This is a genomic window from Streptomyces sp. NBC_00354 (assembly GCF_036106915.1).
Lineage (GTDB): Bacteria > Actinomycetota > Actinomycetes > Streptomycetales > Streptomycetaceae > Streptomyces.
This window is the reverse complement of sequence record NZ_CP107983.1, coordinates 2,026,840-2,040,121: the sequence shown is the minus strand read 5'-3', so window position 1 is coordinate 2,040,121 and position 13,282 is coordinate 2,026,840. Positions and strand designations below refer to the sequence as shown.

General features: G+C 71.5%; 12 protein-coding genes and 1 pseudogene. 4 read left to right on the top strand and 9 right to left on the bottom strand.

The window, feature by feature from the left end:
- Positions 1-385 precede the first annotated feature (385 nt).
- A complete protein-coding gene (locus OHT74_RS09255) occupies positions 386-520 on the top strand; it encodes a hypothetical protein (RefSeq protein WP_328619988.1) in 135 nt (44 codons plus the stop codon).
- Between the two features lie 179 nt (positions 521-699).
- Here OHT74_RS09255 and OHT74_RS09250 read toward each other — a convergent pair whose 3' ends face one another.
- Positions 700-1,551: a phosphotransferase enzyme family protein gene (locus OHT74_RS09250; protein WP_328619987.1), complete on the bottom strand. Its 852-nt coding sequence runs from the start codon at positions 1,549-1,551 to the stop codon at positions 700-702.
- Positions 1,552-1,717: 166 nt separating this feature from the next.
- Here OHT74_RS09250 and mgt point away from each other — a divergent pair.
- Together mgt and OHT74_RS09240 are read left to right on the top strand one after the other, a co-directional pair.
- A pseudogene (gene mgt, locus OHT74_RS09245) lies at positions 1,718-2,997 on the top strand (macrolide-inactivating glycosyltransferase).
- The gene (locus OHT74_RS09240; RefSeq protein WP_328619985.1) at positions 2,994-3,560 is read left to right on the top strand and encodes a DUF1697 domain-containing protein; all 567 of its coding nucleotides are present in this window, start codon (positions 2,994-2,996) and stop codon (positions 3,558-3,560) included. Before mgt ends, OHT74_RS09240 begins: the two are co-directional and overlap by 4 nt.
- Here OHT74_RS09240 and OHT74_RS09235 read toward each other — a convergent pair.
- Together OHT74_RS09235 and OHT74_RS09230 are read right to left on the bottom strand one after the other, a co-directional pair.
- Entirely contained in the window at positions 3,557-5,506 is a 1,950-nt protein-coding gene (locus tag OHT74_RS09235; RefSeq protein ID WP_328619984.1) for a DNA/RNA non-specific endonuclease, read from the bottom strand. The two genes, OHT74_RS09240 and OHT74_RS09235, sit on opposite strands and share 4 nt — an antisense overlap.
- A 136-nt stretch (positions 5,507-5,642) precedes the next feature.
- Positions 5,643-6,491: an aldo/keto reductase gene (locus tag OHT74_RS09230; RefSeq protein ID WP_328619983.1), complete on the bottom strand. Its 849-nt coding sequence runs from the start codon at positions 6,489-6,491 to the stop codon at positions 5,643-5,645.
- Between the two features lie 45 nt (positions 6,492-6,536).
- Between OHT74_RS09230 and OHT74_RS09225 the strand changes: the two genes are divergently transcribed.
- Positions 6,537-7,538, top strand: coding sequence for a ketopantoate reductase family protein (locus tag OHT74_RS09225; RefSeq protein WP_266662478.1), 1,002 nt, complete (start codon positions 6,537-6,539; stop codon positions 7,536-7,538).
- A 9-nt stretch (positions 7,539-7,547) separates the two neighbouring features.
- Here OHT74_RS09225 and OHT74_RS09220 read toward each other — a convergent pair whose 3' ends face one another.
- The 6 genes from OHT74_RS09220 to OHT74_RS09195 form a co-directional block, all read right to left on the bottom strand.
- Complete coding sequence (locus OHT74_RS09220; protein WP_328619982.1) at positions 7,548-7,988, bottom strand: hypothetical protein; 441 nt, start codon at positions 7,986-7,988, stop codon at positions 7,548-7,550.
- A 112-nt stretch (positions 7,989-8,100) separates the two neighbouring features.
- The gene (locus OHT74_RS09215) at positions 8,101-8,850 is read right to left on the bottom strand and encodes a sirohydrochlorin chelatase (protein WP_328619981.1); all 750 of its coding nucleotides are present in this window, start codon (positions 8,848-8,850) and stop codon (positions 8,101-8,103) included.
- 5 nt (positions 8,851-8,855) lie between these two features.
- Positions 8,856-9,758: an ABC transporter permease gene (locus OHT74_RS09210; protein ID WP_328619980.1), complete on the bottom strand. Its 903-nt coding sequence runs from the start codon at positions 9,756-9,758 to the stop codon at positions 8,856-8,858.
- Complete coding sequence (locus OHT74_RS09205) at positions 9,745-10,536, bottom strand: ABC transporter ATP-binding protein (protein ID WP_328619979.1); 792 nt, start codon at positions 10,534-10,536, stop codon at positions 9,745-9,747. The genes OHT74_RS09210 and OHT74_RS09205 overlap by 14 nt, the downstream gene beginning before the upstream one ends.
- A gap of 39 nt (positions 10,537-10,575) precedes the next feature.
- On the bottom strand, positions 10,576-11,718 hold the full coding sequence (locus tag OHT74_RS09200; protein ID WP_328619978.1) for an ABC transporter substrate-binding protein: 1,143 nt from the start codon (positions 11,716-11,718) through the stop codon (positions 10,576-10,578).
- A gap of 214 nt (positions 11,719-11,932) precedes the next feature.
- Positions 11,933-13,282 carry a sulfate adenylyltransferase subunit 1 gene (locus OHT74_RS09195; RefSeq protein ID WP_328619977.1) on the bottom strand — a complete coding sequence of 450 codons (1,350 nt, stop codon included), beginning with the start codon at positions 13,280-13,282 and terminating at the stop codon, positions 11,933-11,935.

The window sequence follows — 13,282 nt, the reverse complement described above, 5'->3', positions numbered from 1 at the left end:
CGGATGACTGCATAGCGCCACAGGTATATGACGAACCCCTGCCTCTCGGTTATACGTTCGTGACTCATGTTGGGCGGAACGCCCCCTTGGCCCCTTGTGTCGCCCCTGTGGGCCCGTCGGCACCCACGGGCACCCTCAGGCACGGAGCGCACCCGCTGCCGCGGCAGGAGGAGGTACCGGCCAGGGCCGCGCCGCGGGGTCCTCGAGGTGCAGGTCACGGTCTCGGCGGGATCGCGGTCCACGCTCCGGTCCCGGTTCGCCCGGTGGCGCCGGTCGGATGCGCCGGGCCCGCGGCGGGGTCGGCGGCGCAGGTCCAGGGCGCGCGGGCGCCCGCGGCCGCGCCGGCCGCGCAGCTCCTTCCACCGGGACGGGCGAACTGCAGGGAATGGTGCAGCAGGACGAGGCCGACGGGCGCCGCGCGCCCGTGTCCGCTCCGCCCGCCGCGTCGGCCCGGATCGGCAGGTGGACCAGCGGCCGGGGCGAGGTGGCCGCGACGGCCCACCGCCCTGCGGTGGTCTGAGCGGCCTCCGGGGCGAACCAGCCGTTCAGGAAAAGGCGTCGTCGACGAGCATCGCCCGGACCAGGGTCCGGGTCGGGTGGATGGCCTTGAACTCCGTCGCCGCCCAGGCGGCGGTGTGGATCGTGGTGTGCCGTCTCATGTGCGGTTCTCGGTACGGCACGGCTACTGCGGTCACAGCACTAGAAAGCGTGCCAGCGCATTTCCGGGTCGCCGTCGCGCAGGGAGGTCACCCGGCGGCGGAATTCGGCCAGCGCCTTCGGGTTGGTCAGGGCGTGCTGGGCGACCCAGGCGCAGCTGGCCGTCTCGCGGGCGCCCCGCAGCACCGCGCAGCCCGCCCAGTCGCGCACGTCCCATCCGTACGCCGCCACGAAGGCCTCGTGCGACTCCGGCGGCAGCCCGTACCGATCGCGGGAGAGGGCCATCACCACCAGGTCGTGCTCGCGCAGATCGGCCGAGACGGTCTCCAGGTCCACCAGGACCGGCCCGTCCGGGCCCACGTGGACATTGCGGGGGAGGGCGTCGCCGTGGATCGGGCCGGGCGGCAGGTGCGGGGTGAGCGTGGCGACCTCGCCGGCGTACGCATCGCGCCGGGCCCGCAGGTACGCCGCGTCGGCCGGGTCGACGGCCTCGCCCGCCAGCCGCAGCCAGCGCTCGACCCCGCCCAGCAGGTCCCGCGCGGGCAGCGCGAACGGCGCCGCCGGGAGGGCGTGGATCTGCCGCAGCAGCACCGCCAGGTCCTCGGGACCTGCCGGCCGGACCGCATCCGCGAGGCGGTGCCACAGGGTCACCGGGTGCCCCGCCACCAGCCGCGGCTCCGGCTCGGCCGCGCGGACCGCAGGGATCCCGGCCTCCTCGAGCCAGCCCGCCACGGCCAGCTCCCGCTCGGCCCGCTCCAGCAGCGCCGCCTCCCGGCCGACCTTCACCACCAGATCGCCGGCCGCGAAGACCGCGTTCTCGCCCAGCGCCAGCAGCTCGGCCGGCCCCGTGAGCCCCGCCGCCGCCAGCACACCCCTGGCCTGCGCCTCGTCCATGCCACCGCTCCACATCCGGATCACCGCGAACCCGCCAAGTCTTGCATCCCGGAGCGCAAACGGTTTGACGTGCCATCAGCCGTCAGCAACGCGCCCCCGCACCACGACGCCCCCGCAACCAGCAGGCTGCGGGGGCGTTCGCGTGGAGTCCCGCTCCGGCGGCCGGATATCTCCGTTGCACGAGACGTATCGTCTCGTTAGGCTCGTGGCATGACCTCAGCCAAGCCCGCACACATCGCCATGTTCTCCATCGCCGCCCACGGGCACGTGAACCCGAGCATCGAAGTGATCCGGGAACTCGTCGTCCGCGGCCACCGCGTCAGCTACGCCATCCCCGCCTCCTTCGCCGAGAAGATCGCGGAGACCGGCGCCACACCGGTGATCTGGAACTCCACCCTCCCCACCGACGACGAGCCCGAGGCCTGGGGCACCGAGCTCATCGACAACATCGAGCCGTTCCTGAACGACGCCGTCCAGGCCCTTCCGCAGCTCGCAGCCGCCTTCGAGGGCGACGAGCCCGACCTGGTCATCCACGACATCACCTCCTACCCGGCGCCCGTCCTCGCCCACCGCTGGGGCGTCCCGGCCGTCTCGCTCTCCCCGAACCTGGTCGCCTGGACCGGCTACGAGGAGGAGGTCGCCGCGCCGATGACCGCCGAGCTGCGCGCCTCCGAGCGCGGGCAGGCGTACTACGCCCGCTTCCGCTCCTGGCTCGACGAGAACGGCATCGACGAGGACAGCGACCGCTTCGTCGGCCGGCCGCGCCGCAGCATCGTGCTCATCCCGCGCGCCCTCCAGCCGCAGGCCGACCGCGTCGACGAGTCCGTCTACACCTTCGTCGGCGCCTGCCACGGCGACCGCAGCGCCGACCAGGGCACCTGGGAGCGCCCGGCCGCAGCAGAGGGGAAGAAGGTGCTGCTGGTCTCCCTCGGCTCCACCTTCACCAAGCAGCCCGCCTTCTACCGCGCCTGCATCGAGGCCTTCGGCGACCTGCCCGACTGGCATGTCGTCCTTCAGATCGGCAAGTTCACCGACGAGGCCGAACTGGGCGCCGTCCCCGCCAACGTCGAGGTCCACCGCTGGGTTCCCCAGCTGGACATCCTGCGCCGGGCCGATGCCTTCATCACCCACGCGGGCGCCGGCGGCAGCCAGGAAGGCCTCGCCACCGGCACCCCGATGGTCGCCGTCCCGCAGGCCGTCGACCAGTTCGCCAACGCCGACATGCTCCAGGGACTCGGCGTCGCCCGGCACATTCCGATGGAGGAGGCCGACGCCCCGACCCTGCGGGAGGCCGTCCTCGCGCTCCTCGCGGATCCCGAGGTCGCGGCCCGCGCCGAGGCCGTCCGCGCACAGATGGCCTCCGAGGGCGGTACGGGACGGGCCGCCGACCTCGTCGAGGCCGAACTGCCCGCGCTGTCGGTGCCCCGTCCTATCGTTCGGTCATGACCACGAAGACCACGAAGAAATACGCGGCCCTGCTGCGCGGAATCAATGTCGGCGGGGCCAAGAAGGTCCCGATGGCCGAGCTGCGCGAGGTCCTGACGGGCCTCGGCCACACCGGCGTGCAGACGTACCTGCAGAGCGGCAACGCCGTCTTCGCCAGCACGGAGCAGGACACGGCCGCCCTGGCCCGCGAGCTCGAGCGGGCCATCGAGGCCCACTTCGGCTTCGCGGTGCGCTGCCTGGTGGTCGACGGGCCCTACCTGCGCGCCGTCGCCGAGGCCTGCCCCTTCCCGGCCGCCGAGCTGGAGGGCAGGCAGCTGCACGCCACCTTCCTCTCCGAGCAGCCGGCCGAGGAGCGGTTCGCCTCGATCGACGGGCCCGCGTACCTCCCGGAGGAGTACCGGATCGGCGACCGGGTCGTCTACCTCTACGCGCCGGACGGGATGGGCCGCTCCAAACTGGGCGAGGCCCTCGCCAAGCCCGCGGTGTTCAAGGGCATCGACGCGACGACCCGCAACTGGAACACCGTCGCCAAGCTCGTCGAGCTGACGGAGGGCACACCCTAGCTCCAGTCGATGTCGGCCACACCCTCCAGCGGACTCCGGTCCTCCAGGGCCTCCGGGACCACCAGCGTGTCCGCCTGGACCAGCGTGGCGGGGAACTTGAGGCCGGTCCGCTTCTGGACCTCGCCCAGCTTGATCTGGAAGACCCGGAACTCGTCCAGCTCCAGGACCTCCGCCAGCACCAGGTTCTGGGTCAGCAGGAACGCCTTGGCCTTGAGGGTGCCGTTCTCGGAGTACACGAGCACCTTCCAGAACTCGCGCGGAAGCTGCACGCCCCGGAAGAGGCGGTCGTCGTCCTGGAACACCGGCCCGCCGAACACGCTGACCCTCAGGCCCTCGACCTCGATCTCCTCGAAGAGGGCGTTCTCCAGCTCACCCCAGATCCCGGCCTTCGCACTCTGGTTGAAGTCGTCCATCTGCGGGGTGATGTTGGTGTAGAAGAACGAGTCGGTGTTGGCGCGGTCCGCCTCGGGCATGGGCCCCCAGATCAGGTCGGCGCGGCGCGCTATGTGGCCCCGGTCGAGCCGGTTGCCCTTGTAGATCTCATTGCCGACCTGGACGTCGGCCGGCAGCCGCGGATCCTTCTTGAACTCGATCCCGCTGCGGTCGATCTTCTTGATGGCGCCGCCGTCGATGTTCCAGGCCACCCAGAACGCGAATCGCCGCTTCCCGTTCAGCGCCAGCGAGAAGTGGGTGTACGGGATGACCTCGGTCCCGGAGAACTGCACGGCATCCGCCTTGACGGCCGCACCCAGCTGCGGGGTGGCTATCGGCACCGCGAGGAAGCCCGGGTCGTACCCCGTCACGGCCTCCAGCGAATCGCGGGCCGGCGGCTGGAGGGTGATCTTCAGTTCCTCGAAGACCGCGTGGGGGAAGCAGGCCAGCGCCCGGTCCTCGGGGTCCGCGTCGCTCTCGCCGCCGAAGTGGAGACCGGCCAGGACGTCGGTCGGCCTGCCGGTGCGCGCCTTGAACAGCCAGGCCGAACCGGAGTCGCCGGGCAGGCTGATCTCGTCGCCGTCCGCCGGATGGCCGGAATCGGGGCCTATCTCGAAGCACTCGATCTCGCGCACCCCGACCGGCGGTCCGTAGTTGATGCTCACCTTGGCGAAGGGCCGCGTCACCACCCCGTGCGTGACACCGGTGGTCCGCCCGCTCTTGACGACCTTGTCGTCGATCTGCGGCTCGCCCAGCTGCGTCGGCGTGACCCCGAGGTCGAGGATGGCCGTGTCGAAGTCGCGTTCCGTGATGCCGGCGACGGCGCAGTCGCCGGCCTGGCCGAGGTGGGAGCGCTTGAGCGTGCCGAGCCGGTTCAGGGCGATGCGGCTGTCGTCGGCGGTCCCCGGCTGGACGACCTCGTCGCCGGGTACGCCCTTCCGGCCGTTCAGCACGTGCCAGTTGCTCAGGACACAGGTCGAGCCGTCGTTCTTGTCGAAGACGATGCAGCCGAGGGTGCCGGCGCTCACCTTGACGTTGCCGACGCTCACCCCCGGACGGACCGGGTCGACGCGCTTCTGCCGCTCGGGCGTCTGGGCCTCGGGCACCACCAGGAAGTGTGGCTTGTAGCTGCGCTGCACGACATCGGTCGGCACCTCGACGCCGCCGCCTATGTCGATGACCGCCGGTATCTCGACGCTGCCCACGTCGCGTACGCCCTCCGGCCGGACCTTCTTGTCCACCGTGAACTGCAGTGCCAGTTCCTTGCTCCGCTTCCCGTTCTTCTCCTTGTAGCCGATGCCGATCGAGGACACGTTCGGGTCGCTGAGGTAGCTCGACCCGCGGGTACGGATGAATTGCTTGAGCGAGGTGATCAGTTTGTCCTGGCCGTTCGCCGAACGGGCCGAACCAGCCGAACGGGCCGAACCAGCCGAACGGGCCGAACCGGCCGCTCCGGCGGAGCGGGCGGAGCCGGCGGTCGCGGGCTTGGCGGACGTGTGCTTCTTGACAGCCATCAGGGGCTCCCTTCAGGCAAGGAGTTCAGGCGAGAGAAGCCCCGCCGAGAAGATTCCGGCCCCCGAGATGGTTGAAACCGACGCAGACAGACCGGGGCTCCCCGCTCCGTGCGTGTACTTCCAGCCTACGGCCGGGCTACCGGCCGAGCGCGTCGAGGACGGCCAGCTCCTGGGGCGTCAGGTGGATGGTTGCCGCGTCAATGTTTTCGGCCAGGTGGACGGGGGATCCTGTGCCCGGCATGGGGCACAGCACCGGCGACCGGTGCAGCAGCCAGGCCAGCGCGATCTGCCCCGGGCCCGCGCGGTGCCCGGTGGCCACGGCGGTCACCGCGGCCGCGCTCTCGCGGGTCAGGGCGCCACTGCCCAGCGGGTAGTACGGGAGGAAGGCGATCCCCCGCGCCTCGCACAGGGCGAGCACCTCCGCCGAGGACCTGTCCAGCAGGTTGTACGGGTTCTGGACGGCGGCGACCGGGACGATCTCCAGCGCCCGGCGCAGCTGTTCGGCGGTGACCGTGTCCAGCCCGATGTGCCGGACCTTGCCCTCTTCCCGCAACCCGGCGAGCGCGCCCAGCTGTTCGGCCATCGGGACCGACGGATCGAAGCGGTGCAGCTGGTAGAGGTCGATGCACTCCACCCGCAGCCGCCGCAGGCTCGCCTCGCACATCTCCCGCAGCTGCTCGGGACGCCCGGCGAGATGCCACCGGTCGGGGCCGGTGCGCACCACCCCGCCCTTCGTGGCGATGACGAGCTGCTCCCCGTACGGGTGGAGGGCCTCGGCGATCAGCTCCTCGGCCAGGTCGGGGCCGTAGTTGTCGGCGGTGTCGAGGAAGGTGACACCGCGGTCGACGGCGGTGTGCAGCAGGGCCCGGGCCTCGGCGCGGCTGCCGCGAGGGCCCCAGTAGCCGGGTCCGACCAGACCGCCCGTGCCGAGGCCGAGCCGCCGTACGGGGAGATCGCCACCGAGAAGGAACATGTCATCCGCCATGCCCCGACGGTAACTCAGGGCTCCGGATGTGCCAGGCTCCTGGCCATGCGTTACATCATCATCGGCGCCGGCGCGATCGGCGCGACCATCGGCGGACGGCTGGCGGAAGCAGGCGCGGAGGTCGTGCTCGTCGCGCGCGGCGCGCACGCGCAGGCCCTCACGGCGGACGGGCTGCGGCTCACGACGGCGGACGGGGCCCGGGTACACCGGATCCCCGTGGTCACGGGCCCGGCGGAGCTGGGTGAACTGCGGCCGGACGACGTGCTGCTGCTCACCGTCAAGACCCAGGACGCGATCGCCGCGCTCGATGCGTGGGGCGATGCGGAGGTGGCGGGCGGCGGTACGGCGGCCCAGCGGCTGCCGGTGCTGTGCGCGCAGAACGGGGTGGAGAGCGAGCGGCTGGCGCTGCGCCGCTTCGCGCGCGTGTACGGGGTCTGCGTATGGCTGCCCGCCACGTTCCTGGAGCCGGGGGAGGTGTCCGCGCTGTGTGCGCCACTGACGGGCATCCTGCACATCGGACTGGCCGCCGGGGGCGCGGATGCGCGGGCCCGGCGGATCGCGGCCGACCTGGAGAAGTCCGGCTTCGAGGCGCCGGTCGTCGAGGACGTGATGCGGTGGAAGTACGCGAAGCTGCTGGGCAACCTGGGCAACGCGATCCAGGCGACGACCGGGCCGGAGCCCGACCCGGCCAAGGCGGCGCTGCTGCAGCGGGCACAGCGGGAGGGCCGGGCGGCGCTCGAGGCGGCCGGGATCGCGTACGCCTCGGCCGCGGAGCAGTCGGCGGCCCGTGACGGCAAGGTCGACCAGCCGCCGAGCCTACGCGGCGGCTCCTCCTGGCAGTCGCTGCAGCGCGGCACCGGCTCGATCGAGGCGGACTACCTGAACGGCGAGATCACCCTGCTGGGGCGCCTGCACGGGATCCCGACCCCGGTGAACGACACCCTGCGCCACGCGGCGAACATCTTCGCCCGCGAGGGTCTCCCGCCGGGCGCGATGTCCATCGAGGACCTGACGGCCCTGGCCGACGAGGCGGCGGCCAGGGCCTAGGCACGGGCGTCAGAACGTGCGGTCGCTGCGCCAGGTGGACTGGCTGGACGGGTTGTTCAGGTCGACGGTGAGGCCGGAGAGCCGGCCGTCCGCGCCGCGGGTGCCGGTGTACCGGCCCCTGGGCCCGTGGTTCCACTGGACGACGAAGTAGATGTCGTTCCCGGTGACGGCGCCCTCCTGCACGGTCCCCACGGTGTTTCCGGACGACGTGGATCCGAAGAGGTTCCCGCCGGCGTCCTGCCTCAGGTCCACCCGCACGGTGGCGTTGGTCTGGAAGATGGTCCAGACCCCACTGGCGTTGAACGCCGCCGCCCGGGCCTCCCGCACCACGCTCGGCGCACTGGCGGGGGCGGCGTTCGCGGGGGCGGTGAGACCCGCCCCCGCGGCGGACAGGATCAGGGCGGCGGCGGACGTGGTGAGGAGCTTGCGCGTACGGCGTGACATGGACATCTGCCCTCCAGGGGCGGCCAGGACGATCGATTCCGTTGTGTGATGCACGGAATCTCGCGGCTGGACTACCCATGATCCACTGGCCCGAGCCCTTGATTCACTCGAACGAGAATCAGGCCGCGGCCAGGAGCGGCACGCTGCGCGGCGCCGTGTCGTAGCGGCGCAGGAGCAGGCGGGCCAGTTCGGGGGCCGCGCCGAGGACGCCGGACACCAGTTCCGCCCCGGAGGCTTCCGCGCCCGCCGCGATACGGTCCGGCAGGCGCCCGGGGGCGATGACGTACGGGGCCACCGCCACCCGGCGGACGCCCTCGGCGCGCAGGGCCCGTACGGCATCCTCCGTACGGGGCAGAGCAGCGGAGGCGAACGCAGGCCGCACGGCGCACCAACCGGTGTGCCGCCACTCCCGCGCGATTTCAGCGATCACTGCGATCGCCTCCGGGTCGGAGGAACCGGCGGACGCGAGCACCACACCGGTGGTGGCGCGGTCCGCCGGGGTGAGGCCCGCTTCCGCGAGGCGGCGCTCCAGGGCGCCGACCAGCAGCGGGGACGGGCCGAGGACGTCCGCAATCCGGACTGAGAGGTCCGGCAGGTGGGACGTGGCCTCGGCCAGCACCGCGGGTATGTCGGACTTCGCGTGGAACGCCCGGGTCAGGAGCAGCGGGAGGGCCACGACCTCCCGTACGCCGGACCGGTACAGGGCGGAGGTCACCTGCGCCACCGTCGGGGTGTCGAAGTCCAGGAACGCCGTCTCCACCCGCAGCCCGGGCCGCAGCGCCCGCACCCGCCGGGTGAGGGCGTGCACGGTCGCCGCGTGCCGCGGGTCGCGGCTGCCGTGGGCTATGACCAGCAGGACGGGGGACATGCCGGTCAGCTCTTCACCAACAGGCCGCGGCTGCGCAGCACCCACCGCTCGACCGGGCTGAAGATCAGCAGGTCGATGGCGATGCCGACGACGAGGATCAGGATGATCGCGAGGAACACGCCGGGCAGGTCGATGTTGTTGCGGCCGTTCTCCAGCAGCTGGCCGAGGCCGAGGCCGAGGTCGGGGGAGCTGGCGATGATCTCGGCGGCCATGAGGGAGCGCCAGGAGAAGGCCCAGCCCTGCTTGAGGCCGGCGAGGTAGCCGGGGAGGGCGGCGGGCATGACGATGTGCCGGGCGCCGCGCAGGCCGGTGGCGCCGAGGGTGCGGCCGGCCCGCAGGTGGAGCGGGGGGATCTGGTCGATGCCGGAGACGAGGCCGTTGGCGATGGACGGGACGGCGCCCAGCAGGATCACCGTGTACATCATGGCGTCGTTGAGGCCGAACCAGAGCACGGCCGGGGGCACCCAGGCGACCGAGGGCAGGGACTGCAGGCCCTGGAGGATCGGGCCGATCGCGGCGCGGACGAACTTGACGCGGGCGACGATCAGGCCGAGCGGGGTGCCGATGGCCAGGGCGAGGAGGAAGCCGAGCAGGCCGCGGGAGACGCTGGTCCAGATGACCTCGAGCAGGGTGCCCTTGAGCCACATGTCGGACAGGCTGTCCCAGACTGCGGACAGCGGGGGGAGCTTGGTCTCGTCGGTGACCTTCGCCGCGACGAGGATCTGCCATACCAGCAGGACCAGGCCGACGGCGATGATCGGCGGCAGGACCTTCTTGACGAGGACCTCGCGGGCGGGGGTGCGGTGGGTCTGGACCGCGTCGAGCGCGTCCAGGCCTGCCTCCAGGCCCGCCAGGTCGTCGCTCCTGGCGCCGGCCGCGGCCTTCGGGGTGGTGTCAGTGCTGGCCATGGCGGCGGATCTCCCCACGCAGGTGTTCAGTGATCTCGACGGACAGCTCGGCGACGTCCGCGTCCTCGATGCGGCGGGGCTGCGGGATGTCCACGGTCCATTCCTTGGCGACCCGGCCGGGCCGCGAGGAGAGCAGGACCACGCGCTGGGCGAGGCGGACGGCCTCGCGCACGTTGTGCGTGACGAAGAGGACGGAGACGTTCGTCTCGGCCCAGATGCGGGTGAGTTCGCCGTGCAGCACGTCCCGGGTGATGGCGTCCAGGGCTGCGAACGGCTCGTCCATCAGCAGCAGCCGGCTGTCCTGGGCGAGGGCGCGGGCCAGGGCGACGCGCTGGCGCATGCCGCCGGACAGCTCGTGGACCCGCTTGCCGTACGCACCGCCGAGACGGACCAGCTCGAGCAGCCGCTCGGCCTCGGGCTTGCGGTCGGCCTTGGCCACCCCGCGCAGGCGCAGGGCGAGTTCGATGTTCTTGCCCGCGGTGAGCCACGGGAAGAGGGCGTGTTCCTGGAACATCAGGGCGGGCCGGCCGGAGGTCTCGATGGTGCCCGCGCTGGGCTTGTCGAGTCCGGCGACCAGGTTGAGCAGGGTGGATTTGCCGCATCCCGAGGCCCCCAGGATGGTGACGAACTCGCCGGGTGCGACATCGAGGCTGATGTCGTCCAGGACGAGCTGCGATCCGGCCGGGCCGGAGAAGGACTTCGAGACGTGCGCGATGCGGGTGGCGTGCGTCTGCTCCGCTACCGTGCCCTCGGCAGCCTTGGCGAGTGTGGTGGCCATGGTCGTCACCTCCTGGGGTTCGTACGGACGGCTGCTGTGTTACTTGGAACTACCGGCGCCGAGACCGGCGTCGGAGACCTCGGGCTTGCCCGCGGCCTTGAGGACCTTGTTCAGGAGCGTCAGGTCGTAGATCCCGGCGAGGTCGGGCTGCTCGATGAGCTTGGCCTTGACGGCCCAGTCGGACTCGGTCTTCAGCGTGGTGGCGAGGGGGTCGTCGGTGACGAGGATGCTCTTCCACGCCGGGTCGATGACCTTCGCGTCGAGCGGCTTGCCGCCGTCGGCCTCCAGCTTGGCGTTGGCGGAGGCCTTGGCCTTGTCCGGGTTGGCGTTGATCCACTCGTTCGTCTTCACGGTGCCGCGCAGCACGGCCTCGACGACGTCCGCGTGCTCCTTGAGGAACTTCTGCGACACGATGACGTTCGTGATCACGAACTTCTTGTCGGGCCACAGGTCGGTCTCGTCGAGGAGGACGGAGCCGCCGTCGGCGACGAGCTTGGAGGCGGTCGGCTCGGGCACCCAGGCGCCGTCGATGGAGCCCTGCTTGAAGGCGTCCGGGGTCACCTTGTTGTCCGTGCGGACGACGGAGACGTCACCCTTGCCGGACTCCGGGTCGACCTTCCAGCCCTTCTCCGCGATCCAGTTGAGGAACGCGACGTCCTGCGTGTTCCCCTTCTGCGGGGTGGCGATCTTCTTGCCCTTGACGTCGTCCAGGGTCTTGATCTTGTCCGGGTTCACGACGAGCTTGACGCCGCCGGAGGCGGAACCGGAGACGATGCGCAGGTTGGTGCTCTTGGACTTGACGTAGCCGTTGATCGACGGCGAGGGGCCGATGAACCCGATGTCGAGAGAGCCCCCGTTGAGGGCCTCGATCTCGGACGGGCCGGCATTGAACGTCTGCGGCTTGATCGCGGTCCCGCCCAGCTCCTTGGCGATCAGGCCCTCCTGGAGACCGACCAGAGCGGTGGCGTGCGTCAGGTTCGGGAAGTACCCGATACGGACCTCGGAGGCGGAGAGCTTCGCTCCGTCGGCGGTCGCGCCGGCCTTCTTGGCGTCCTCGCCGGCGGGCTTCTCGGCCTGGGAGCCGTAACCGCAGGAGGCGAGCGCGCCGATCAGGAGCGGCAGGGCGGCAGCGGCGACAACGCTGCGGCGCAGGGACTTGCGGGTGATACCGGTGGCAGGCACGGGAGGGCTTCCTCTCGTAGCGTCATCTCATGACGCACGTCTTCGTCTGTGGAGCAAGGACAGGTAACGCAGTTCGTGGGGGGTGAGGGCGCGCATGCAGTGCGCGTACGTCATCGCGCACATCGCGCCACTCCGCCCTGGCCGCTGCCGAGGCGGCCGCTGCCTACGCGGCCGCCCTCCTTGGCGAAGGTCGAGTAGATGTCGCAGAGCATGGCTAGAAGTCCCACCCTTCTTCATCCGCCTGGACGGTGGTGCGGGCCTGGGAGGCGAAGGACTCGCCGGCCATGCCCGCCGCCAGGGTGGTTCCGTCGGCCGGGTCGATGAGCAGGAACGATCCGGTACGGCGCGAGTCGGCGTACGCGTCGAGCGCGAGCGGCTCGGCGGTGCGTACGACGACGCGGCCGATGTCGTTGGCCACCAGCTGCCCGGGGTCGGGGTGCTGGGACAGGTCGTCCAGGGTCAGCCGCGAGGGGATCTCCTTGACGATTGCCTTGACCGTGCGCGTGGTGTGCTTGAGCAGCACCCGCGCACCCACGGCCAGCGGCTGGTCCGCGACGTGGCAGACCGTCGCGACGACGTCCTGCGTGGTGGCCGGGGCACTTGCCGACGGCGCGATCAGGTCGCCGCGCGAGATGTCGATGTCGTCCGCCAGACGCACCGTCACCGACTGCGGGGCCCAGGCGATGTCCACGCTCTCGCCGAGCGCGTCGATCCCGGCGATGACCGAGGTACGGCCCGACGGCAGGACCGTGACCGGCTCGCCGACGCGCAGTACACCGGAGGCGATCTGGCCCGCGTAGCCGCGGTAGTCGGGGTGCTCCGCGGTCTGCGGGCGGATCACGTACTGCACCGGGAAACGCGCCGGGCAGGCCGTGAGGTCGTGGCTGACCGGGACGGTCTCCAGGTGCTCCAGCACGGTCGGGCCGCCGTACCAGTCCATGTGGGCGGAGGGCTCGACCACGTTGTCCCCGGCGAGCGCCGAGATCGGGATCGCGGTGATCTCCGGGACGCCCAGGTCCGAGGCGTACGCGGTGAACTCCTCGGCGATCTTTGCGAAGACCGACTCCTCGTAGCCCACCAGGTCCATCTTGTTGACGGCCAGCACCACGTGCGGGACGCGCAGCAGGGCCGCGACGGCGGCGTGCCGGCGGGTCTGCTCGATCACGCCGTTGCGGGCGTCGACCAGGACCACGGCCAGGTCGGCGGTGGAGGCGCCGGTGACCATGTTCCGGGTGTACTGCACGTGCCCGGGGGTGTCGGCGAGGATGAACCGGCGCCGCGCGGTGGCGAAGTAGCGGTACGCGACGTCGATGGTGATGCCCTGCTCCCGCTCGGCCCGCAGGCCGTCGGTCAGCAGCGCCAGGTCGGGGGTGTCCTGGCCGCGCTGGGCGGACACGGCCTCGACGGCCTCCAGCTGGTCCGTCAGGACCGACTTGGAGTCGTGCAGCAGCCGCCCGACCAGCGTGGACTTGCCGTCGTCGACGGAACCGGCGGTCGCGAAGCGCAGCAGCGTGGTCGCTGCAAGGTCGGCGAAGCCGGCGACCTGATCAGTGGTGGAGGTCAT

Bases quoted from the DNA above. Each gene is read 5' to 3' on its own strand.
- OHT74_RS09235 (WP_328619984.1), bottom strand. From the start codon at position 5,506: ATGGCTGTCAAGAAGCACACGTCCGCCAAGCCCGCGACCGCCGGCTCC.
- OHT74_RS09210 (WP_328619980.1), bottom strand. From the start codon at position 9,758: ATGGCCAGCACTGACACCACCCCGAAGGCCGCGGCCGGCGCCAGGAGC.
- OHT74_RS09195 (WP_328619977.1), bottom strand. From the start codon at position 13,282: ATGACCTCCACCACTGATCAGGTCGCCGGCTTCGCCGACCTTGCAGCG.
- OHT74_RS09215 (WP_328619981.1), bottom strand. From the start codon at position 8,850: ATGTCCCCCGTCCTGCTGGTCATAGCCCACGGCAGCCGCGACCCGCGG.
- OHT74_RS09250 (WP_328619987.1), bottom strand. From the start codon at position 1,551: ATGGACGAGGCGCAGGCCAGGGGTGTGCTGGCGGCGGCGGGGCTCACG.
- OHT74_RS09230 (WP_328619983.1), bottom strand. From the start codon at position 6,491: ATGGCGGATGACATGTTCCTTCTCGGTGGCGATCTCCCCGTACGGCGG.
- OHT74_RS09225 (WP_266662478.1), top strand. From the start codon at position 6,537: ATGCGTTACATCATCATCGGCGCCGGCGCGATCGGCGCGACCATCGGC.
- OHT74_RS09205 (WP_328619979.1), bottom strand. From the start codon at position 10,536: ATGGCCACCACACTCGCCAAGGCTGCCGAGGGCACGGTAGCGGAGCAG.
- OHT74_RS09240 (WP_328619985.1), top strand. From the start codon at position 2,994: ATGACCACGAAGACCACGAAGAAATACGCGGCCCTGCTGCGCGGAATC.
- OHT74_RS09220 (WP_328619982.1), bottom strand. From the start codon at position 7,988: ATGTCCATGTCACGCCGTACGCGCAAGCTCCTCACCACGTCCGCCGCC.
- OHT74_RS09255 (WP_328619988.1), top strand. From the start codon at position 386: ATGGTGCAGCAGGACGAGGCCGACGGGCGCCGCGCGCCCGTGTCCGCT.